The organism is Candidatus Margulisiibacteriota bacterium, assembly GCA_041650855.1.
Taxonomy (GTDB): domain Bacteria; phylum Margulisbacteria; class WOR-1; order O2-12-FULL-45-9; family XYB2-FULL-48-7; genus JALOPZ01.
This window is the reverse complement of record JBAZKJ010000002.1, coordinates 209208-230257: the sequence shown is the minus strand read 5'-3', so window position 1 is coordinate 230257 and position 21050 is coordinate 209208. Positions and strand designations below refer to the sequence as shown.

Sequence of the window (21050 nt, the reverse complement as noted above, 5' to 3'; positions counted from 1 at the left end):
TCATTTCTTTTCCCCCTCTCGCAAATATTGGGCCGCGGCTTCCGGAACAACGGTATTGATCATCATCCCCGAGCCCACTTCGAAACCGGCCTGGCTCGTCACCCGCGGGAAGATCTTCAGGTTCCAGTGGAAATATTCCAGGTCGTGCTCCCGGCAGGGAGCGGAATAGATCGCGTAGTTGAAGTCCGGGTTGCCCAGCGCCCGGTGCAGCTTCTGCAGCACGGCCTGCACTACTCCGGCCAGCTCCCGGCACGGCTCCACGGTGATCTTTTCAAAGTTCGAAGCATGCTTCTTGGGCAGGACCCAGGTCTCGAACGGCAGGCGGGAAGCGAACGGCGCAAAAACGATAAAATTGGCGGATTCCAGGACGATCCGCGCTTGCGCTTGTTTCTCGGCCGCGATCATATCGCAATAGAGGCAGCTCCCCGTTTCATCAAAATGCCCCCGGGCGATCTCGATCCGGTCGCGCGTGGCCCGCGGCGTGACCGGCATCGCCACGATCTGCGAGTGCGGGTGATGGAGCGAGGTCCCGGCGTTATGGCCGTGGTTCTTGAACAGGATGATCGATTCGAACCGCCGGTCGCCGGCCAGCCGGCTGAACCGCTCCCGGTAAGCCAGGAAAATGTCTTCGACCGCGGCCCGCGGCATGGTGGCAATGATCGCTTCGTGGTCGGGCGATTCAATGATGACGTCGTGGAGCCCGACCCCGTTCATTTTCAGGAAACCTTCGGGGCTTTTTTCCCGTTTCGGCTCACCGGTCGGCGCCAGCGCCGGGAAAGCGTTGGGAATGACCCTGACCCGCCAGCCGCCGGTATCGGACAGCGTCCCCGGCTCCCTGAGGGCAAACACTTCTTTTGGGGTCTTGGCTTCCTTACCGGGGCAAAAGGGGCAATTGGCGGCGCTGTCGCTGGCCAGCGTATAAGCTTTATTGGCGAAATCCTCCGGCCGCTTGGCGCGCTCGGTGGCGATTATGACCCACTCTTTGGTGGCGGTATTCAACCTCAGTTCAGGCATAAGCCTTTACCAGTGCTATAATAATGGGAAAGTATACCATGAAACCCGCCAGAAAGTTAACTGGAACGTTTTTCCGCCGCCCCGCCCTGACCGTCGCCAAAAACCTCCTGGGCAAGCGGATCGTCCGCGTTTACCGCGGCCGGAAGATCATCGGCAAGGTCGCGGAAGTCGAGGTCTATTATTCCGTCAAAGACCGCGCTTCCCACGCTTTTGGCGGCAAAGTGACCGAAAGGAACAAGGCGGAATATCTCCGGGGCGGCCATGTATACATATATCTGGTCTACGGCCTGCACTGGCAGTTCAATATCTCGACCGGGCCGGCCGGACATCCGGAATGCTTGCTCGTACGGGCAGTTGAACCGGTCCAGGGTTTTTCCGGCCGCCAGGCCAGCGGCCCGGGCAAGTTCTGTAAAACCTTCAAGCTTGATAAGTCGTTTTACGGCGAAGACCTGACCCGGTCTAAACGGCTCTGGCTGGAGGATGATCGGGCAAAGGTCAAGATCAAACGCGGCCCCCGCGTCGGCATCGACTACGCCGGCCCCTACTGGGCCAACATCCCCTGGCGGTTTTGGCTTAAAGATAATCCTTACGTTTCCCAATAACCGCTTTTATAGTGAAATTACCCCGCCCCCCGGCCGATACAGCTAAGGTTGTCGCAATAAGGAGACTAACATGGCAATTTTATCCGGCATCATTAGGAATATTCACGTACCGGCCCGCAATCAACTGGGAGAAAGGCACTTCCTCAATCTGAGGATCAGGCCGCTGGCGGACAGACAGTGGGCGATCTCCGGGTCATCCAAAGAGGGGCTGAATATCTTTGAATTCACCACCGCACTACCGCTGCTCGAACGGCTGGAAGCGGTCAGTTTTGAGGTTGCCTGGGGCTCGACCCACTTTCTGCGGCTTGATAAACCGCTCGAATTAGCTCCGGAGTTGCCGGTGCCGGAGATCGAGCTCGCGGCGGCGGAGCCGGTCCTTAAGCTTGCAACGCCTCTGCCGGCGGCGATCATCCCGGAAAATTACCTGGGCTAACTTTTCCGGCCGGCCGATTTAATGATCTGCTTGGCCAGGTTAACCGCCCCGACCGCGTCCAGGCTGTAAACGGCGCCGATCCGGTCGGCATACCCCTTGGTCACCACCGCCCCGCCGACCAGCAAGGGAATAGCCAATTTTGCTTTTTTCAACTCTTCCTTAACTATGCCCATTTCGACCATGGTCGTGGTTAGCAGAGCGGAGAGCGCGATCACGTTCGGCCTTTCCTTTTTCGCCGCCTCGACGATCTTTTCCGGCGGGACATCCTTGCCCAGATCGACGACGCTGAAACCGTGGTTTTCCAATAGCATTTTGACGATGTTCTTGCCGATGTCGTGGATATCCCCTTTGACCGTGGCCAGCACGACTTTACCGGCCGACTTGCTCTTCCCCTTGGGCAATTTTTCTTTGCATAGCTCAAACCCGCGTTTCATCGCTTCGGCCGCTTCGATCACTTGCGGCAGGAAGAATTCTTTTTTCGAGAACTTTTTGCCGACCGTTTCCATCCCCGGGATCAAAGCCGAATCGATGATCTTTTGCGGGTTAAGTTTTTTCGCCAATGCTTGCCTGACCAATTCGGCGACCGCTTCGGCGTCACCATTGATCACCGCTTTCCTGATATCCTGATACCCCGTTAGTTTAATGTTCTTGAGGACCGCTTCCCGCTTCTTCTCCCCCGGCTTACCCAGTCGCCTTTGTCTCTCCACTTCCGCCTTAAACGCCTCTAATAGCCGTTCCCTGCCCTCAGCCTTTTTCGCCTTTATGGGCCTTAATGGGCCTTTAATAGCCTTATCCGTGACATCGATGATGGCCGCATCAAGACCGTAAGTCAGCGCCAGCTGGTAATAAAGAGCGTTCAATTTTGCCCGCTCAGGCATGCCGTGCGAAACATTGCTGATCCCCAGGATCGTCCTGACGCCAAGCCGCTCTTTGACCAGCGGCAGCGCTTTCAAAGTTTCCAGACAGCCGTGAATGCCGACCCCGGCCGTCAGGACCAGGCAGTCGACGAAAATATCTTCCTTGGCGATCCCCCGCTCCACCGCTGACTGGACGATCCGCTCGGCGATCCGGACCCGGTCGTCGGCCGATTGCGGCAAACCCTTTTCGTCCAAAGCCAGCGCAATGATCGCCGCCCCGTATTTTTTCGCCAGCGGCAGGACGCTCTCCAAGCTCTCCCTCTTACCGTTGACCGAATTGAGCAGCGGCCGGCCGCAGCACTGCTTCAGGCCCGCTTCCAGGGCAAAGCGATTCGGGCTGTCGAGCGAAAGCGGCGTTTCGGCCACCGACTGGACGACCTTGACCGCCTTGGCCATGTTTTCCGACTCCGCCGTCTCGGGAACGGAAATGTTCAGGTCCAAAAGGTCGGCTTTGTGCTTGGCCTGTTCGCTTGCTTCCTGCCGCAGGATCCGGGTTTTCCCCTCTTTGATCTCCGCCTGGAACAGCGGCCGGCCGGTCGGGTTGATCCGCTCCCCGACCAGCAACGGCGTACCGGCTTTCAATTCAACGACCCTGGTTCGGCTCGCGAATTGCGTCTTTCGAATTTCGAGCTTCGAATTTGTTTCGTATTTAGTATTTAGTATTTCGGATTTTATCGCTTTAATGTGAGCTGGCCCTGTCCCGCAGCATCCCCCGACGATTCTGACCCCCAGTTCCGCGAATTTCCGCGCAAAAGCGCCGAACTTCTCGGGCGTCATTTTATAGACCGCCTGGTTGCCGATCAGTTCCGGCATCCCGGCGTTCGGCATCACCATGACCGGGACCCGGGCAGCGGCCAGCAGTCGTTTGGCGACCTTGAGCATCCCTTCCGGCCCGGTCGAGCAGTTAGCGGCAATAACGTCGATCCCGAGCGGTTCCAGAACCGCGACAGCGACTTCGGGGGTCGTGCCGTAAACGGTCTTTTCCCCCTCGTCATAAGTTAGGCTGGCGATGACCGGAAGCCTCGTTTCCGTCTTAACGGCGATGACCGCCGCCCGCATCTCCTGCAGGTCGGAAATGGTCTCGACCGACACAACATCGACCCCGCCCTCGGCCAACGCTTTGGCCTGTTCGGCGAACGCCTCGTAAGCCTGGTCAAAAGTGACTTCCCCGAGCGGTTCCAGCATCTTGCCGAGCGGGCCGATCGAGCCGCAGACGAAACCTTTTTCGCCAATGGCTTTCCTGGCCAACTGCGCCGCCGCAACATTGAGCTCTTTGACCTTTTTATCGAGCTGATAATCCGCCAGCTTGATCCGGTTGGCGCCGAACGTGTTCGTTTCAATGATGTCCGCTCCGGCGTTGACGTAAGCCTTGTGGACCGCTAAAACGACTTCCGGCTTCTTGAGGTTGATCGCGTCAAAGCAATCTTCCGGCCGGATCCCCCGCTCCATCAGCTGGGTTCCCATGGCTCCGTCCATGACGAGAATACGTTTACTCAATTCTGCTAATATATCCGGCATTTACAAAAATTATAGCATATCGATCAGTTAAAAGAAAAAAGTGAAATCCCCCGCCGAATAAGCTGATAGATCAGCGGAAATAAATATGGGAATCGGAAAAATATTCAGAAATTTGTTCGCCGGTAGAGCGGCCAAGGCCCCTAAGCCGGCTTCGCCGAAAAAACCGGTTGCGGCGGCGATTCCGGTCGGCCCGCCAACCATCCCGCCGGTCGCTTTAGCCCCCTACTTAAGGCCTTTCACTTTGGAGCAAACCAACTTGAAAGAATTCTTGTTATTTATTAAGCAGACCGGGAGCTTGGCGCGCAAATATATCTTTGATGTCAGCCGAAATATTCTGGCCCTTGATGGTGTCAGTAAATCCCAGCATCATCAGATAGCGAACTTGGTCCTGGGATTACAGTATAGTCAGCAAAATATCGTCGGCGGGGAAATTAAGTTCAGTTATACCGCTGATCTGCTCAGGATACAAATATTTGATTTTTCAGCGTCTTTCACCAAACCCGGGAAAGCAGTAGAAGACCGACTGCCCGTCAAAAAATATCTGCAGGCCATGATTAAAGGCACCTTTAGCCCGGACATTACCTTCATTGAAGAACCGGACAGCAGCTTTTTGCGCGGTCTGACCTTCTATTGCCGAATAGCGGGATGATTTTATTCGCCGGGGATCCGTCGCATCACTAAAGCGTCTTCGCCGTCGGCATAATACTCTTTACGGGTATTGATCACTTTAAAACCGTACCGCTCGTAGATCTTTTTCGCCGATTCGTTGGAAACGCGGACCTCCAGAAAAAAGACCTCCTCGTCGTTGAGGACATGCTGCATCAGACGATTACCGACCCCCTGCCCCCTGTAGCCCGGGTGGACCGCCATGTTAATGATGTGGACCTCGTCGAGGATCTTTTCGATGCCGATATAGCCGACGATCTTCTGCTCGTCCCTGGCCACGAGGTACTTATGCTCATCTTCGCGAAAGACCGCTTCCGGCTTGGGGTATTTAAAGGAGAGCGCTTCGATCTCCACGACCGCCGGGATATCCTTATCTTTCATCGGCGTGATCATTATCATCCTGCGTCAATTATAGTATAATTACTGGAAAACAAAAGGGGGCACCTGATGAGCACTTTCCTGACCGCCGCGATCATTTTCTCCTTGGTCTTTGTCGCTATGGCTTTCTTCCTGGGGCATTCGGTCCTGAAAAAGAAAGCCAAGCTGTCCGAGCTGATCTCGGAGAGCACCATCCTCCTGGTCCTGGCCACTATAATTATCGGCTCGATCCAGCTCCATGTCCTGGACAAGACCAGCAAGGCGCAGTTCCTGCTCGACCTGAAGGAGACCTTCTACGAAGGCAACCCGCTCAACAACCGGATCATGGAAGCGATCGATTACGGAGAATTGACGATCGTTGAACGGACCCCGGCCGGCCGGCGGCCGCCGGAAACCTTTTCCGATTACGAGGTCGACCAATACCTGATCAATTTTGATTACATCAACATTTATGCCAGCCAGGGGATCATCGATCTCCAGCGGGTCAACGAGATCTTCGGCTGGTATGTCCGCAAAGCCTGGGGGAATAAGGCTATCCAGGCGTACATTAAAAGGATCAGGCGGGATGAACCGACGGTCTATCGCAACTTTGAGCAGTTAGCCGGGGCGCTTAAGCGCGGAACTCTCTGATGTTCGGCTGGTGTGAATAGTCCGGGACCAGGTTGAGCGGATCGGCTTTCTCCCCGGCCTGAAGCTTAAGCGCTCCCAGCCGGGCGACATTGACGCCGTAAGGATGGCATTGCAGCTCATCAGCTAAATGGATATTGTTCCGCATTCCGCATTCTTCATCCCGCATTTTATCCAGATTCCCGACCAGCCACAGCTCTCCGGTGATCGCTAAGAGCCGCTCTTTGATCACTGCCAGCTTTAACGCCAGGTCAGCGGTTAGCCGCTTTAACTGGCCGCCGCTGGCACCGAACAGGGCGAAATTATATTCATCCCCCCGGGCATCCAGGATAACGGCCATTGTCCCCTCGATATCGACCAGGTTGAAAGCGATCGCGTCCAGGGTCGAGACGCCGACCAGCGGTTTATCGAGCGTTTGCGCCAGCGCTTTAGCCGTTGCCAGGCCGCCGCGCAGGCCGGAATACGACCCCGGCCCCTGGCAGACGGCGATCGCGTCGAGCTGTTCCGGCAGAACGCCCGCCTGCGCCAGGAGCGGCATGATCGTCTCCGCCCGCGTTTCGGCAATGGTCGCTTCGGCGACGATCCGCTCGCCGTCGAGCAAGCCAAAACTGATGATCTTGGTCGCGCTGCTAAGCCCCAGGACTTTCATATGCCAAGTATAACAAACTCTGCAATTTCTGGCTATTTTTGGCGATAATATCTTATGGAAGCGCCAGCGGTTTTTAGAGCGTCGCAAAGAAGCACAAATCTCGCCTTTCGGCGTCCCGATTTTGCTTTCCGGCCAGCTACTCCCCCCAAGAAAAATCCCGGCCTTCTGAGCAGAAGGGCAACTGTCTATTCCGAGTGGCTGGCAAACGGCATTGTTGCCACCTGGCAAAAATCTGGTTCTTTTATTGAGAACGTTGAACCCCAAACCCTGGCACTGGCGGCCGCCGTTGGGCTGGTCCGCAGTAATCCTGCCAAGCTGGAATGCCTGCAAGCCTGGGGGATGCTGGCCGAAGCGGACGCGGAGGCGCTGCTCGAACGCTCCACCGACCTCGATCCGGCCCGGATCGCCGGGATGCTGATGTGGACCATCGCCGAACACCAGGTAAAATGGCAGCCGACCAAACAACAATTAACCAAGGCGGCCGGCACCCTGACCCCTTTCGGCCAGATCCGTCATTTAACCGATAAATTCGCAGCTCAGGGGATAACGACAGCCGATGTCTGGCATTTCATTTTGGGCAATCCCAGTGGCCCCGAACAAGCACTTTCAAAAGCGCTGGAACAAGCTGATAACTTGTTCACTAAATACCAAGTGCGAGGGGTCTCGGCCAGTGAGGCCTGGCACTTTGCCTTCTATTGTTCCGCCGATCCGGAGGCCGCATTGCTCAAGGCACTGGAAACAGCCTCCGTCTTGTTCGGTAAATACCAGGACCGGGGAATTTCTGCCGCCGAGGCCCGCTACTTTGCGGTCCATAATGCCAAAGACCCGGAAAAAGCCTTGCGGCAAGCGCTCGCCGTAGTCGATCAATTACTCGCCAAGTATCAAGAGCAAGGAGTAACCGCCGCCAATGCCTGGCACTTCGCGATTAGTAATCCTGCCGATCCAGAATCAGCGTTGCTTAACGCGCTGGCAGTATCCGCGCGCCTGCTGGCAGAATATCAAGAACGGGGGCTCTCGGCCGCCGATGCCTGGTATTTCGCGGTCGGTAATCCTGCCGATCCGGGAAAAGCCGTTTTAAAAGCCTTCGACGACAAAGGGTTATTGCTCGCCAAATACGGGGCAAGAGGCCTGACCGCCGCCGATGCCTGGTATTTCGCGATTGGTAATCCTGCCGACCCTGACTCCGCCGTGCAGAAAGCGTTGAACGAAAGGGATCGCCTGGTCAACTTGTATCGGGAACAGGGGGTCACAGTTGCTGTCGCCTGGCATTATGCCGTCCATTCTGCCACTGACCCGGAAAATGCTTTAACGGCAAATAATTATCGTTTTCCAAATCGCTTAATCTAATCGCGCCGCTAAACCCGGGGAGACGCTGATCGCCCGTTCATTCTCCCCTTTGCTTTCGATCGTGATCCCCTCCGCGCCGGCGGGCAGTAAACCGTCCAGCTTCTCCGCCCATTCGATCACGCAAACCCCGCCGTTAGCAAAATACTCTTCGATCCCCAGCTCGGCGACCTGCGCGACATCATCAAGCCGGTAAAGATCGATGTGGTAAAACGGCAACCGGCCCGGGTATTCGTTAATAATAATAAAGGTCGGCGAGGTAACGTAATCTTTGACGCCGAGGCCGGCAGCGATCCCCTGAATCAGGGTCGTCTTCCCCGCTCCCAGGTTGCCGGTCAGGGCAATGATCTCGTTGGGCAACAAAAAAGCGCCGATCCGCCTGCCGAGCTCGACAGTCTCTTCAGCGCTTTTTGTGGTGAAGTTCACCAACGCTCGTAGTCGTCGAAACTCGCGCCTTTGATCTCTTTGAAGCCGGGGAGCTCGTCGTCGTACTTTTCGCCCCCCTCGGCCTTGCGCTCTTCGTAGATCGCGACGATGTTCTTTTCCAGCACCGGGTGGATGGCGTTCTGAGCGATCTCGCGCAGCGGCTTCAGGACGAACATCCGTTCGTGCATCAGCGGGTGCGGGATCTGCAGTTTATCGTCGGAAATAATGTCATTGTTGTAAAGCAGGATATCGATGTCGATCGTCCGCGGCCCCCACTCGCTCTCGCGCTCGCGGCCCAGGGCGGTCTCGATCTCCTGGCAGACTTCCAGCAATTTATGCGCGGATAGCTTGGTCCGGATCTCGACCGCGGCGTTGATGAACGGTGCCTGTTCGCCGCCCCCCTCCGCTTCGGTCTCGTAGTTGGAGGAGCGCTTGGCAACGTGGATGTTCGGGTTCTTCTCCAGCAGGAAACAAGCTTGTTCGATGTACTCTTCCCGGTCGCCGACGTTGGAGCCGAGCCCGAGATAGGCGATGGTAATACCGCCCGGTTTTTTCCCTTTCCCCGCCTTGCCGGCTTTCTTCCCATGACCGGCCGGCTTTTTGGCTTTCGTCGCCTTTTTCTTCGCCGGTTTAACTTTCTTTTTCATTTTTTTCGCCATACTATTGCCTCCTAAGATCGCACGATCGCGTCGGTCATCCGGGCTACCCGGGACATTTCCTGAACATCGTGGACCCTGATTATATCAGCTCCGCTTGCGATCGCAACCGCTACCGCCGCCGCCGTCCCCTCTACCCGCTCATCGACCGGCAAACCGAGAACCGCCCCGATCACCGCCTTGCGGGACGGGCCGACCAGGAGCGGACAACCGAGGACCTTCAGTTCCTTGAGTTTGCGCAGGATTTCGAGGTTGTGCCCGACCGTTTTTCCGAAGCCGATCCCCGGATCCAGGATAATTTTCTCATGTAGTATACCAGCATTTGTCGCGATTGCAAGACTTTCCGCCAGGTATTTTACGATCTCCCCCATCAGGTCGCTATACGCCGGTTTTTTCTGCATGTTGCGCGGCGTCCCCTGCATGTGCATGAGGCAGACCGGAACCTTTTTCCGGGCGATCAGGCCGGCCATCCGGCGATCGTGCCGCAAGCCGGAAATATCGTTGACCATGACCGCGCCGGCCCGGAGGGCGGCGGCGGCGACGGCCGCCTTCCGCGTGTCGATCGACACGGCGATCTTTTTCCCGGCCAGCGCCTTGATCACCGGCACAACGCGTTCAATTTCGGCGCGGGTCGGGACCGGCCGCGCTCCCGGCCGGGTCGATTCGCCGCCGACATCGATGATGTCCGCCCCAGCTTTGATCAGCCGCGCCGCCTGGTCGAGGGCCGCCGCCGGCTCGGCGTAGCGGCCGCCGTCGGAAAAGGAATCGGGGGTCACGTTCAGGATCCCCATGACATAGGTCCGGGCGCCGAAGCGCCAGGTTTTCTTGCCGACCTTCAGCGCCGGCGGGGTCGCTTCGTAGTTAGTCAGGGATCTCTCGATCTCGTCCGCGAGCCGCGGCAGGCCGAACTGGTGCGCCTTCAGCTTATTGATCAATTGCCAGAGATGGCGTTCGGTGCCGAGCAGGAGGACGTCGGTGAGCTTGACGGAATGGTCGAGCGAGCCGTAGGCGACGACCGCGTCGCCGCCGAACGAGAGCATTTCCTGTTTGATGATATTGGCCGCGATCGGCCGCAGGCCGGCCAGTTTCACGGCCCGGTGAACCGCCTTCGGCAGCATGATCTCCAGCCCGTCGCGGCCGCAGCCGACCCGCGCCATCTCCCGGACCAGGTCGTTTTCTACGACGCGCGGGATCATAACAGTTCCAGTTTAACGATCTTCTTGGTCCGGTCGGTGACCTTGGCCCGGTCGTCCAGCCGCTTGCCCGCCACCCAGATGATCTTGCCGACGCTTTCGACGATCGGGACCCGCTCCCGCTCCTCGGCCGGCACTTTTTCGTCGACGAAGAAATCCTGCAGCTTTTTCGTCCCCTTGACGCCGAGCGGCGTGAACCGGTCGCCCAGCAGCTTGTTGCGGACCACGATCTCCTTGCCCAGCAGGCTGTAATCGACAAAAGCGACGTCGGGCCCGGCGTTCTTGTCGATCGCGTCGACCACGCTCCCCCGGAGCGTCCGGCCGACCTCCTCGATCCGGATCTCGCCGGGCACGGACAGGAGGTACTTGAACGGCTTGGTCTCGATCACGACCGGTTTTTCCCGGCAGATCGTCAGAACGTTGCGCTCGCCGATCGCGAAGACGCTGTCCGGCAGGTGGAGCTCCCATTTTTCCGTCTCGCCCAGTTTCCCGAGGATCTCCCGGATATGGTTGAACGACAGCTCGGCCAGGTCGCCTTTGACCTTTTCGATCGCCAGCCGGATAATGTAGCGCTGGATGGTCCCTTCCACCGCTTTGAACTTTGCCAGGTCAAGCTTGACCTCGCCGACCTTCCGGCTGGTCATCAGCTCGGCGAACTTTTCCGCCGCTTTGTTTTCCAGATAGAGGTTGTCTTCGGTCACCAGGAGGATCGTCTGCAGGATGATCTCCTTGATGTTGAGGTTATAGATCTTGAGCTGCGGCACCAGCTTGAGGCGGACGGAATTGCGGATGTATTTCGACTCGTAATTGGTGTGGTCGCGCCGCGGCACCAGCTTGAGGGCGCCGACGTAATCCTCGATCTCCCGGCGCCAGACCTTGATCAGCGGCCGGACGATCTTCCCCCGTTTGGGCGGGATGCCGCAGAGCCCCTTGAGGCCGGCGCCGCGCAGCAGCCGCATCAGGAAAGTCTCGATGTTGTCGTCGGCGGTGTGGCCGACCGCGATCTTCCGGGCGCCGATCCGCGCGGCCGCCCGCTCAAAGAAATCGTAGCGGGCGACGCGGGCCGCCTCTTCGGTCCCCAGCTTCTCTTTTTCCGCCAGGGCGGCGACGTCGACCGTTTCGACGATCACCGGCAGCTGCAGTTTTTGGGCCAGGCCTTCCACGTATTTAACGTCAAGCTCGGCGTCGCCCTTGCGCAGCTGGTGGTTGAGGTGGGCGACCTGGAGCTGGACCTGAAGCTCTTCCCGGCAGGCGGCCAGGAGATTGAGCAGCGCGGTGGAATCGGCGCCGCCGGAAACCGCCACCAGCACCGTGTCGCCCGGCTCGAACATCCGGTATTCTTTGATCGCTTCCAGGAATTTTTCTTTAATTGCGGCCATATAGCGTGAACATTTCGCCCTGGGCGCAGCGGACCGAGCAGGAAACCGCGTAGCCCCAGGCGCCAAAGGCGAACAGGACCTCGACCAGGTCAAGATAGGGGATGTAGAACACGCTCCAGACCAGATTGACCAGCAAACGGAGCGCGAAAAAACCGGCGAAGATCAGAGTCCAGAGGACCAGCGCCTGGCCGCCGTGAAAACCGACGTATTCGTCCTTGCGCAGCCTGGTCAGGACAATGTACAGCGCCGGCACCCAGCAAAAATAAGCCAAAACCGCCAGTGTTTTTGAGTTTTTCATTTTGACTTTTGCCTTAATTGAATGCCGGGGGCCAGGATTGAACTGGCGACCTAGGGCTTATGAGTCCCTCGCTCTAGCCAACTGAGCTACCCCGGCACAGGTCGGTAAAATCAGGATAACATAACTAAAATTGTATTGCAATAATCCCGGGGTGGTGTTACAATGGCCTCCGTAAAGGGGGAGAAATAACTTGGCAGACAACGTACGGATCATGGTCATCGACGACGAACCATCGGTTTTGGAATCGTTCAAAATGATCCTGAAGATCAAGGATTACGACGTCGCCACTTTCCCCGACGGCCCCACCGCCCTCGCCCAGCTGCAAAAAGGCCAGTACGACGTCGTTTTCTGCGATCTGAAGCTCCCCGGCATGGACGGCCTCGAGGTCCTGAAAAAGGTCAAGGAGATCGACCAGGACGTCGAGTTCATCATCGTTACCGCTTACGCCACCGAATCATCGCACGCCAACGCCATTACGCTCGGCGCGCTGGAATACCTGCGCAAACCGTTCCTGATGGAAGAGATCTACGAACTGGTCGAGCGCGGCCTGCGCCGCCGGCGGTCTAAAACAGCCCGGCGCGAAGGCGGCGAAGGCGGCCCTTCCCTCGCAGCCATCCATTAGCTGATTTAAGCGAAATTTCCCCCGGTTTTTGCCGATAATATCATAGAAAACCTATGAGTATCGGAGCAGTTACCACCCGGCCGGCCACATCGGCCAATGATCAACCGGCACCAATTAAAAGCGCGCCGCCAACTGCCGTTGCCATCCCGGCGGAACTGCAAGACCCATTTACTTTTACCATCGATCTTAATTCCCCTTATCTCGACTACCTGCTCGGCCAATCATTGCTGAATAAGCCGGAAACGGAGCGGCAGGCAATTGCGGCGGCGCTGATCGCCAGGACCGGGCTGCAAGGGGTCGACCTGGTACTCCCCCCGGGAAAGCTCTACCTGGCGCCGGCCAAGGATACTGCCATGGACAAACTCCTTTTCCGTCAAGAGCAAAAGCCGTGGGACCTTCAGGAGCTGATCGTCCTTTGCTACTCAGCCATAATGAAGGCGGTCGGCGGCAAGGCCGGCGTCCCGGCCGACAAGCTAACTCCCCTGCCCATGTTCGGCTGGTATGTTCAGCCGTTATCGCCAACGACCCGGGATATCCCTTTGACCGTTTTGGAAACGGACAAGGAAACAAATTCGGTCAAAGTCTTGATCGGACAAGGCGCGGAGGCGGTCCGTTTTATCCTGCCGGCGGAGAACAGCGACTTAGAAGAAGCCAAAACACTTTACCTGATCTTCAAGGAAAAGCGCCGGGAATGCGGCTTCCCCGCGATCAAGCAAGTGAACATGACCGAGCCCGGCCTGAACCCGATCGTCCGTTTTGCCCTGGACGAAGCAGGCTGCTCGACGTCGTCTTTGATAATTGTTCCAGTCAGGAGCTGCTGAACTGGACCGCTAGCGGCTGGCAGAGAGCGGCGCAGATCATTAAAATGACGATCGACCTGAACAACTATGCCGACCACGGCCTCTGGCGGCTGGTCCTGCTCGATTCGTACGAGGTCCAGGACAAACAAAAAGCGCCGCTCCTGGCGCACCGGATGGTCAACTACCAGGGCGTCCCGCCGGCCATGATCGACGGATCCGATTCGTATTTCGACGCTCTCCAGACGATGCAGATCTCGCTGCGGCGCGACGACCAATTGCTCGACCATGTCGTCGCCCACGAAATGGGCCACTTGCTCTACAGCCAGTGGGTGAGGAACGATCATGCCCTGACCCAGCAGTTCCGCCGCTTGTTCGTTCTGGCCCTGGGAGAAAACCGCTTTGAGCTGGCCGATGATTCCAACTACCTGCCGGTCAACGACCTGGTCGGCCATCCGTTCGACGAACCGGGAGAGCTGTTCGCCAGCTTTAACGCCGCCTACCGGACCAAGCCGGAACAACTCGCCGCTTTCATCAACGACCATTCGACGCCGCAGTTGACTAAGCGGCTGGGGATCGCGCTCTGGTGCCTGCTGCGCGACCGGGTCTACCAGGGGAAGGTCTTTGTCCGCGACGATCCGTTCGGCAAGTCTGACCTGGCGCAAATGCTGACCTCTTTTACCGACGAAGAGGTTAAGCTTTCGCTCTGGCAGGCGCAACATAGCAGCAATCTGCTGGTAGCGGCCGCGGCCCGGAACGAGCGGTTCTTACCGGCGTCAGTCCTGCCGGCCGATCGCTAGCATCCGTTCGATCGCGGTCCGCGCTTTGGCGGCAATGTCCGGGGCAACTTTAACCTCGGTCTTCATGTCTTCCAGCGACCAGAGGACCTTTTCCAGCGTGGTCAACTTCATATTGGGGCAAGCCGCCAGCTCGGTCACCGGATAGAATTTCTTGCCGGGATTCTCCCGCCGCAAGCGGTAAAGCATGTCCGTTTCCGTTCCGATCAACAGTTCTTTGGCCGGCGACTCCTTGGCGTACCTGACCATCCCTTCGGTCGACAAGGCCGCGTCAGCCGCCGCGATCGTCTCGGGCCGGCATTCCGGGTGGACCAGGACCGGCGCGCCGGGATGAGCTGCCTTTGCCTGGGCGATATGCTCCGGCAGGATCTTGGCGTGGGTCGGGCAATAGCCGGCGAAGAGCACGAGCTGCTTGTCGGGCAGCTTGCTTTGCACGAACAACCCCAGGAACTTATCCGGGACAAAAACGATCTTCTTATCCGGCAGGGACCCGACGACGTTGACCGCGTTGGCCGAGGTGCAGCAAACATCCGCTTCCGCCTTGATCGCCGCGCTGGAATTGACGTAACAGACGACCGGCACATTGGGATTTTGCAGTTTGAGGTTTTGCAATTTCTCGACGGTAATCATGTCGGCCATCGGACAGCCGGCCTTAACATCGGGCATCAGAACCGTTTTATCGGGCGAGATGATCGCGGCCGTTTCCGCCATGAAATGGACGCCGCAAAAAACGATGACCTTGGCGTCGGTTTTGGCCGCGGCGATCGACAGCCCGAGCGAATCGCCGAGGTAGTCGGCGATATCCTGGACCTCCGGCCGCTGGTAGTTGTGGACCAGAATGACCGCGTTCCGCTCCGCTTTAAGCTTATTGATCTTCGCTAATAATTCCGCCACCGATGACCTCTTCTCCCTGGTAGAAAACGACCGATTGGCCCGGCGTTACCGCCCGTTGCGGCTTCTGGAACAGCACTTTACCGTCAGGGGACAAATTCGCCGCCGCTTCAGGTGAATTATAACGGATTTTGGCGGTTACCGCTAACGGTCCGCCCGGCCCGTGTCCGGCAACGAAAGAAAGGTCGCGGGCCTGGAGCTCGCTGCGTAAAGTCTCGGGATCATCGCCGATGATGACCGCGTTCCTTTCGCGGTCGAGGCCGACGACATATTTGGGCGCCCCCCGGTGATGGCCGAGCCCCTTCCGCTGGCCGATGGTGTAGAAAGCGATCCCCTCGTGCCGGCCGACGACGTTGCCGGCCCGGTCGATGATCTCGCCCGGTTTGACCAGTTCCGGCGCCCGTTCGCGGATGAACCGGCCGTAATCGTCATCTGCCACAAAGCAGATCTCCTGGCTCTCGGGTTTATCGGCGACTTCGAGCCCCAGACTTTTGGCCTTCCGCCTGACCTCCGCCTTGGTCATTTCTCCCAACGGGAAAATAATCCGCGCCAACTGTTCCTGCGTTAACCGGTAAAGCACGTATGACTGGTCCTTCTTCGCGTCTTTCCCTTTCAACAGCTTATTCCCAGCTATTCGAGCATAATGACCGGTCGCAATAAACTCCGCGCCCAGCTCGCTCGCCTTGCGCAATAACAGGTCAAACTTAATGAACTGGTTACAGCGGATACAAGGATTGGGCGTTCTCCCCTGCCGGTACTCATTGATAAAGTCGTCAATGACCAGTCGCTGGAAGTCGTCCTTAAAGTTGACCGTGTAATGGGGAAAACCGAGCCGGTCGGCGATCAGTTTCGCGTCGCGGGCGGCATTAAGGGAACAGCAGCCGCTCTCCGCCGCTTTGCTCCCGCAGTAAAGCGACATGGTCGCCCCGACCAGGTCGTATCCCTGCTCTTGCAGCAGCGCCGCCGCCACGGACGAGTCGACCCCGCCCGACATGGCAACCAGAACTTTTTGCTTATTTTTCTTGAAATTTGCGCTCATTTCTCCGGAAATCATTATAACATGACTCCCTTCCGACCGTTAACATACTCCGGCCTGAACCGGACCCAGATGATGGATGTCTACCGGCATCTCCTGAAGACGCACGGGCCGGCAAAACCGGAGGCGCTAGGCTGGCGCGGGCCGGACAGCCAGATCGAACGCTTCCGGATCCTGGTCCGCGATGTAAAGCCCCACTCCCGGCTGATCGATTACGGCTGCGGGCTGGGCGACCTATATGGTTTTTTGACCCGGGTCAACTTGCCGCTCGATTATAAAGGGATCGACATCATGCCGGAAACGGTCCGCGCCGCCCGGTATAAATACCCGCGCGGCCGGTTCGCCATCGCCGGCTCGCTCCGCAACTTCCCGAGCAAGAGCTACGACTATATCGTCTCCAGCGGCGTTTTTTCCCTCCGCCTGGTCGATCATTTCAACCTGGTCCTGCGGACCATGGCCGATTTTGCCCGGGTAGCCAGGCAAGGCTTTGCCCTGGACCTCCCCGCGCTGGAATACTACCAGTCCGCGGCCGAAGATCCGGTATTTTTCTCAGTCGACCGCGACACGTTGCAGGACACCCTGCAGAAAATGAACTTTGATTTTGATCTGGAAACCGACCGGCTGCAAAAGAGCCATTTTGTTTTTGTCCGGAACGGGGTCAAGGGATGAAGATCACCGGGGCCACGCCGCTGGAGCGCCCGTCCGCCTCGCTCCTGTCACGCCTGCGCGGCCGCGACACGCTGCGCGGTCGGGGGCTGCTCTCCGACACGCACGGCAAGATCAAACAGCTCTACCTTTCCTGCACGACCTCTCTGTCCGCCCTGGCGGTGGAGCAATTAGGGCGCGCGGATGTTGTCGCCAGCCTCCAGACGATCGATCTCCCCAGGATCACTTCGATCTTGCGGCAAACCGACGCCGACGTGCGGGTCAACGTCGCTTATCACGCCGCCGGCGGCGAGGCGGACCTCGCTCGCCCTTTGCGGGAGCTGGCAGCCGAGTTTCCGGAAAAATTGAATTTGCTCGAGACCGAATACCAGACGGGGACCTGGGCCCAAGACCGGCTCTACGCCTTTAACGACCGGCACATCTCGGTCCGGGGAAGCACGCCGCGGACCGACAACTCTTTCGACTCGGAAGGACTGCCGACGATGAGGTTCGCGCTCGAACATCTGTCGGCGCTCGGCTTCACTATTTGCCCGGCTCCGATCGCCGAGCTCGACTTGATCCGGGGAGCCGATATCATCACCGCCGACGAACAGGTCTTCCTCGGCTTCAACGCTCTCCGCATCCCTTACATGTACGCCAACGAGGCCGGCGGCGAAGACCGCGGCAAAGCCGGTTTTTACCACCTGATCACCGACAAGGCCAAGCTTAAAGCACTGACCCGTTTTGAAAGGACCGGCAGGATCAGCGGCGAGCTGCAGCTCTTCGCGAACAGTATGGGCGCGGCGCTCGAACAATTCGCCGGCAAGCCGGTCATTTTTGCTGCCGGGTATGATCAGCCGCTCGCCGCCCAGTGCGACCTCGATATGTTCTTTACCCCGCTCGGCGGCGGCCTGGTCGCGGTGGCCGACCCGACGCTGGCCAATGAGACGCGCGGCCGGCTGATCGGCCAAGGCTTTCACGATCACGTTAATCGCTCTCAGGACACGCCGACCGACCGGTTCCAGCTGAAAAAAGAGGAGATGGCCGGCTTTGTCGACTGGCTTAAATGGAAGGGCTTCACGGTCGTCAGGGTGCCATTCTTTAATAAACTGGAGCGCGAGCCGGAGCTGGTCCCCTGGGCTTCTTATAACAACGTACTGGTCGAGATCTTTGCCGACCGGAAAAGGGTCTACATGCCGGTCTATGATCTGCCGGAGCTTGACGATCTGGCAGCCAGAACGTACGCCGGCCTGGGCTTTGAAGTTCGCCGGATAGCTGGAATAAAAGAGATCGCGGGGGCCTTCGGCGCGCTCCGCTGTTCGACCAAGGTCCTGGAAAGAGCTTAATGCTCCTGGAGCGGTTCGGCGTGCGGCTTAAAACCGGGCAGACCTTTGCCGGTCGTCTTCTTTAGATAATCGTCGATCGCCGCCTGGACCGCCTCTTCCGCCAGGACCGAACAGTGCATCTTCACTTTGGGCAGACCGTCCAGGGCTTCGGCCACCGCCTTGTTCGTCAGCTTCAGCGCCTCGTCGATCGTCTTCCCCTTGATCAGCTCGGTCGCCATCGACGAGGTGGCGATCGCCGAACCGCAGCCGAAGGTCTGGAACTTGACGTCGGTGATGACGTGATCCTTGACCTTGATGAACATCTTCATGATATCGCCGCAAACCGGGTTGCCGACCTCCCCGACGCCGTCGGGGTTCTCGATCTCCCCGACATTGCGCGGGTTCAGGAAATGGTCCATCACTTTTTTGCTGTATGGTTCGGGGCTCATTTTTTCCCTCCCGGATATAACGGCGACATCTTGCGCAGTTTATCGACGATCTTAGGCAAATGCTCCAGCACGTAGTCGATCTCCGCCTCAGTTGTCTGCTTGCCGAGCGAAAAACGGAGCGAGCCGTGGGCGATCTCGTGCGGCAGGCCGATCGCCAGGAGAACGTGGGAAGGATCGAGCGAACCGGAGGTGCAAGCCGAGCCGGACGAGGCCGCGATCCCCAGCATGTCCAAGCTCAACAACATCGATTCCCCTTCGATATAGCGGATACTGACGTTGACGTTGTTCGCCAGACGCTCGGTCGGATGCCCGTTGAGCCGGACGTCGGGGATCTTCGCCAAAATCCCTTTGATCAGCTTATCCCGCAGCGGCAGCAGTTTCGCGTTCTCCGCCGCCAGAGTTTTACCGGCCAGCTCGGCCGCGGCGCCGAACCCGACGATCCCCGGCACGTTCTCGGTCGAAGCGCGCCGGTTGTTCTCCTGGGCGCCGCCGTGGAGGAACGGGGTCAACCTGGTCCCTTTGCGAATATAGAGCGCGCCGACCCCTTTCGGGCCGTACAGCTTATGGGCCGACATCGACAGGAGGTCGACGCCGAGCTCGTCGACGTTGATCGGCAAATGCCCCGCGGTCTGCACCGCATCGGTATGAAAATAGACCCGTGACTCGCGACCCGTGACTCGTGACTTGATCGCTTCGCTGATCGCCTTGATCGGCTCGATCGTCCCGATCTCGTTATTAGCCTGCATGATCGAGACTAAAATGGTCTGGGGGGTGATCGCTTTAGCAACTGCTTCCGGACTGACCAAGCCGTCCTGATCGACCGGTACGACAGTAAGCGCAAAGCCCCGTTTCTTCAGGAACTCGGCACATTCGGAAACGGCGTGGTGCTCGATCGCGGAGATAATAATGTGGTTACCGCGCTGGTCGTTGGCAAAAGAGACCCCTTCGAGCGCCTGGTTGTCCGCTTCGGTCCCGCCGGAAGTAAAGACGATCTCCTCCGGCTTGGCCGCGATCAGCGCCGCGACCTGGCCGCGCGCTTTTTCGATCGCCGCCCGCGTTTCCTGGCCGAACGCGTGGATCGACGACGGATTACCGTACTTCTCGCTGAAATACGGCTGCATGGCCGCGACGACCGCCGGATCGGCCGGCGTCGTCGCCGCGTAATCGAGATAGGTCCTATTGCTCATTCATGCTCCCCGGCCGGTAGCCCTTCAAGTCGAGCGTAATATATGTATAACCGAGCGCTTCGAACTTCTTGACGATCCCGTCGATCATCCCCTGGCCCATCACCTTGGGCAGCGAGGCCGCGTCCACTTCGATCCGGGCGATCTTGTCGTGGTGCCGGACCCGGAGCTGGTTAAAACCGAGCGAGCGGAGATATTTTTCCCCTTCGCCGACCATCTGCAGCACCGCTTCGTCGATCCGCGTGCCGTAGGGGATCCGCGACGCCAAACAGGCCATGGACGGTTTGTCCCAGGTCCGCAGGCCGGCATCAAGGGAGAGGCGCCTGATCTCTTCTTTGGTCAGGTCCGCTTCCAGCAGCGGGCTGCGGACGCCGAACTCCTCTTTCGCCTTGTTGCCCGGCCGGTAATCATTGACGTCGTCGGCGTTGGAACCGTCGAGGACCTGGGCGATCGCCTGCTCCGCCGCCAGGGCCTTCATTTTGGCGAACAGTTCCTTCTTGCAGTAGTAACAGCGCTCGCGGCCGTTGGCCACAAAATTCTCGTCGGTGAACTCGGCGGTCTTGATCTGCCTGACCTTGATCCCGATCTCGTCTGCCACCCGGATCGCGTCCTCGATCTCCGCCACCGGGTAGGTCGGCGATTCGGCGATCACCGCCAGCACGTTGGCCGGGCCCAGCGCCTGTTTGGCCGCGTAGAGCAGATAGGTGCTGTCCACCCCGCCGGAAAAAGCGACCAGCACCTTGCCCAGCGAGGATAAAATATCCCGGAGTTTTTGTTCTTTCGCTTTCAGCATCTAGAAATGCACTTCGATCGCGCGCGGCGGGCACGGACGGATGCACAGTTCGCAGGCGATGCATTTGTCGGGATCAAAACCGACCTCCATCGTCTGCCGGTCCTTGACGTAAAGCGCCCCGGTCGGGCAGATGGCAACGCAGGCGCCGCACTGGACGCACTCGTCCCAGTTGACCCGGATATCCTTGGAGAGCGGCGCGACCTTGACCCCCTGCTCTTTCAGGAATTTGATCCCCTGTTCGATGTCGGGAGCGCCGCCGATCAATTCCAGCACCATGTGGCCTTCCTGGTCGGGCGTGATGCTGGCCTTCATGATATTGAAAGAGAGGTCGAACTCCTTGATCAGTTTGTAGACGATCGGCTTGTCAATCTTCTCTTTGGGAAAATTAAGGACGATCTTGCGGGTTGCCAT

General features: G+C 58.4%; 25 protein-coding genes and 1 tRNA gene. 10 read left to right on the top strand and 16 right to left on the bottom strand.

All coding sequences use genetic code 11. From position 1 onward, the window contains the following. Nucleotides 1-1014, bottom strand: a complete 1014-nt coding sequence (gene galT, locus WC529_05865; GenBank protein MFA5113800.1) for a galactose-1-phosphate uridylyltransferase — start codon at nucleotides 1012-1014, stop codon at nucleotides 1-3. A gap of 38 nt (nucleotides 1015-1052) precedes the next feature. Here galT and WC529_05860 point away from each other — a divergent pair, with 38 nt between their 5' ends. Both WC529_05860 and WC529_05855 read left to right on the top strand, forming a co-directional pair. Further along, on the top strand, nucleotides 1053-1616 hold the full coding sequence (locus WC529_05860; protein MFA5113799.1) for a DNA-3-methyladenine glycosylase: 564 nt from the start codon (nucleotides 1053-1055) through the stop codon (nucleotides 1614-1616). Between the two features lie 70 nt (nucleotides 1617-1686). Beyond that, on the top strand, nucleotides 1687-2049 hold the full coding sequence (locus WC529_05855) for a hypothetical protein (protein MFA5113798.1): 363 nt from the start codon (nucleotides 1687-1689) through the stop codon (nucleotides 2047-2049). Here WC529_05855 and WC529_05850 read toward each other — a convergent pair. Then, the gene (locus WC529_05850; protein ID MFA5113797.1) at nucleotides 2046-4463 is read right to left on the bottom strand and encodes a homocysteine S-methyltransferase family protein; all 2418 of its coding nucleotides are present in this window, start codon (nucleotides 4461-4463) and stop codon (nucleotides 2046-2048) included. The genes WC529_05855 and WC529_05850 overlap by 4 nt on opposite strands. Before the next feature lie 106 nt (nucleotides 4464-4569). Here WC529_05850 and WC529_05845 point away from each other — a divergent pair, with 106 nt between their 5' ends. Continuing rightward, nucleotides 4570-5133 carry a hypothetical protein gene (locus WC529_05845; protein MFA5113796.1) on the top strand — a complete coding sequence of 188 codons (564 nt, stop codon included), beginning with the start codon at nucleotides 4570-4572 and terminating at the stop codon, nucleotides 5131-5133. A 2-nt stretch (nucleotides 5134-5135) separates the two neighbouring features. Here WC529_05845 and rimI read toward each other — a convergent pair whose 3' ends face one another. Further along, the gene (rimI, locus tag WC529_05840; protein MFA5113795.1) at nucleotides 5136-5549 is read right to left on the bottom strand and encodes a ribosomal protein S18-alanine N-acetyltransferase; all 414 of its coding nucleotides are present in this window, start codon (nucleotides 5547-5549) and stop codon (nucleotides 5136-5138) included. A 48-nt stretch (nucleotides 5550-5597) separates the two neighbouring features. Between rimI and WC529_05835 the strand changes: the two genes are divergently transcribed. After that, complete coding sequence (locus WC529_05835) at nucleotides 5598-6158, top strand: hypothetical protein (protein ID MFA5113794.1); 561 nt, start codon at nucleotides 5598-5600, stop codon at nucleotides 6156-6158. Here the strand turns inward: WC529_05835 and tsaB are convergent. Then, entirely contained in the window at nucleotides 6139-6804 is a 666-nt protein-coding gene (tsaB, locus tag WC529_05830) for a tRNA (adenosine(37)-N6)-threonylcarbamoyltransferase complex dimerization subunit type 1 TsaB (GenBank protein ID MFA5113793.1), read from the bottom strand. The genes WC529_05835 and tsaB overlap by 20 nt on opposite strands. A gap of 54 nt (nucleotides 6805-6858) precedes the next feature. Here tsaB and WC529_05825 point away from each other — a divergent pair, with 54 nt between their 5' ends. Further along, nucleotides 6859-8151 carry a hypothetical protein gene (locus WC529_05825; protein MFA5113792.1) on the top strand — a complete coding sequence of 431 codons (1293 nt, stop codon included), beginning with the start codon at nucleotides 6859-6861 and terminating at the stop codon, nucleotides 8149-8151. On the opposite strand, the gene tsaE is transcribed toward WC529_05825, so the two are convergent. The 6 genes from tsaE to WC529_05795 all read right to left on the bottom strand — a co-directional run bounded on the left by tsaE (nucleotide 8143) and on the right by WC529_05795 (nucleotide 12196). Then, on the bottom strand, nucleotides 8143-8574 hold the full coding sequence (tsaE, locus tag WC529_05820; GenBank protein ID MFA5113791.1) for a tRNA (adenosine(37)-N6)-threonylcarbamoyltransferase complex ATPase subunit type 1 TsaE: 432 nt from the start codon (nucleotides 8572-8574) through the stop codon (nucleotides 8143-8145). The genes WC529_05825 and tsaE overlap by 9 nt on opposite strands. Further along, a complete protein-coding gene (gene folK / locus WC529_05815) occupies nucleotides 8571-9221 on the bottom strand; it encodes a 2-amino-4-hydroxy-6-hydroxymethyldihydropteridine diphosphokinase (protein ID MFA5113790.1) in 651 nt (216 codons plus the stop codon). Before folK ends, tsaE begins: the two co-directional genes overlap by 4 nt. 23 nt (nucleotides 9222-9244) lie before the next feature. Continuing rightward, complete coding sequence (gene folP, locus WC529_05810) at nucleotides 9245-10426, bottom strand: dihydropteroate synthase (GenBank protein ID MFA5113789.1); 1182 nt, start codon at nucleotides 10424-10426, stop codon at nucleotides 9245-9247. After that, nucleotides 10423-11802 carry a tRNA lysidine(34) synthetase TilS gene (tilS, locus tag WC529_05805; protein ID MFA5113788.1) on the bottom strand — a complete coding sequence of 460 codons (1380 nt, stop codon included), beginning with the start codon at nucleotides 11800-11802 and terminating at the stop codon, nucleotides 10423-10425. Before tilS ends, folP begins: the two co-directional genes overlap by 4 nt. Continuing rightward, nucleotides 11789-12100: a hypothetical protein gene (locus WC529_05800; GenBank protein MFA5113787.1), complete on the bottom strand. Its 312-nt coding sequence runs from the start codon at nucleotides 12098-12100 to the stop codon at nucleotides 11789-11791. The genes tilS and WC529_05800 overlap by 14 nt, the downstream gene beginning before the upstream one ends. Before the next feature lie 22 nt (nucleotides 12101-12122). Continuing rightward, nucleotides 12123-12196, bottom strand: a tRNA-Met gene (locus WC529_05795). A gap of 94 nt (nucleotides 12197-12290) precedes the next feature. Between WC529_05795 and WC529_05790 the strand changes: the two genes are divergently transcribed. From WC529_05790 to WC529_05780, 3 genes are read left to right on the top strand one after another with little or no spacing between them, the layout of a single operon-like run. After that, nucleotides 12291-12722 carry a response regulator gene (locus tag WC529_05790; GenBank protein ID MFA5113786.1) on the top strand — a complete coding sequence of 144 codons (432 nt, stop codon included), beginning with the start codon at nucleotides 12291-12293 and terminating at the stop codon, nucleotides 12720-12722. A 53-nt stretch (nucleotides 12723-12775) separates the two neighbouring features. Beyond that, nucleotides 12776-13543, top strand: a complete 768-nt coding sequence (locus WC529_05785) for a hypothetical protein (protein ID MFA5113785.1) — start codon at nucleotides 12776-12778, stop codon at nucleotides 13541-13543. A gap of 44 nt (nucleotides 13544-13587) precedes the next feature. Beyond that, the gene (locus WC529_05780) at nucleotides 13588-14319 is read left to right on the top strand and encodes a hypothetical protein (protein MFA5113784.1); all 732 of its coding nucleotides are present in this window, start codon (nucleotides 13588-13590) and stop codon (nucleotides 14317-14319) included. On the opposite strand, the gene nadA is transcribed toward WC529_05780, so the two are convergent. After that, entirely contained in the window at nucleotides 14296-15210 is a 915-nt protein-coding gene (gene nadA, locus WC529_05775; protein MFA5113783.1) for a quinolinate synthase NadA, read from the bottom strand. The genes WC529_05780 and nadA overlap by 24 nt on opposite strands. Beyond that, complete coding sequence (gene mnmA, locus WC529_05770) at nucleotides 15182-16246, bottom strand: tRNA 2-thiouridine(34) synthase MnmA (protein ID MFA5113782.1); 1065 nt, start codon at nucleotides 16244-16246, stop codon at nucleotides 15182-15184. Before mnmA ends, nadA begins: the two co-directional genes overlap by 29 nt. A 21-nt stretch (nucleotides 16247-16267) precedes the next feature. Here mnmA and WC529_05765 point away from each other — a divergent pair, with 21 nt between their 5' ends. Together WC529_05765 and WC529_05760 are read left to right on the top strand one after the other, a co-directional pair. After that, nucleotides 16268-16912 (top strand): class I SAM-dependent methyltransferase, encoded by a 645-nt coding sequence (locus WC529_05765; GenBank protein MFA5113781.1) that lies wholly within the window; start codon nucleotides 16268-16270, stop codon nucleotides 16910-16912. After that, nucleotides 16909-18234 carry a hypothetical protein gene (locus WC529_05760; GenBank protein ID MFA5113780.1) on the top strand — a complete coding sequence of 442 codons (1326 nt, stop codon included), beginning with the start codon at nucleotides 16909-16911 and terminating at the stop codon, nucleotides 18232-18234. Before WC529_05765 ends, WC529_05760 begins: the two co-directional genes overlap by 4 nt. Here the strand turns inward: WC529_05760 and nifU are convergent. The 4 genes from nifU to WC529_05740 are packed head-to-tail and all read right to left on the bottom strand — an operon-like array spanning nucleotide 18231 to nucleotide 21050. Continuing rightward, on the bottom strand, nucleotides 18231-18662 hold the full coding sequence (gene nifU, locus WC529_05755) for a Fe-S cluster assembly scaffold protein NifU (GenBank protein MFA5113779.1): 432 nt from the start codon (nucleotides 18660-18662) through the stop codon (nucleotides 18231-18233). The two genes, WC529_05760 and nifU, sit on opposite strands and share 4 nt — an antisense overlap. Beyond that, nucleotides 18659-19849 (bottom strand): cysteine desulfurase NifS, encoded by a 1191-nt coding sequence (gene nifS / locus WC529_05750; protein ID MFA5113778.1) that lies wholly within the window; start codon nucleotides 19847-19849, stop codon nucleotides 18659-18661. Before nifS ends, nifU begins: the two co-directional genes overlap by 4 nt. Continuing rightward, nucleotides 19839-20639 (bottom strand): ATP-dependent sacrificial sulfur transferase LarE, encoded by an 801-nt coding sequence (gene larE / locus WC529_05745; GenBank protein MFA5113777.1) that lies wholly within the window; start codon nucleotides 20637-20639, stop codon nucleotides 19839-19841. Before larE ends, nifS begins: the two co-directional genes overlap by 11 nt. Beyond that, nucleotides 20640-21050, bottom strand: coding sequence for an NIL domain-containing protein (locus tag WC529_05740; protein MFA5113776.1), 411 nt, complete (start codon nucleotides 21048-21050; stop codon nucleotides 20640-20642).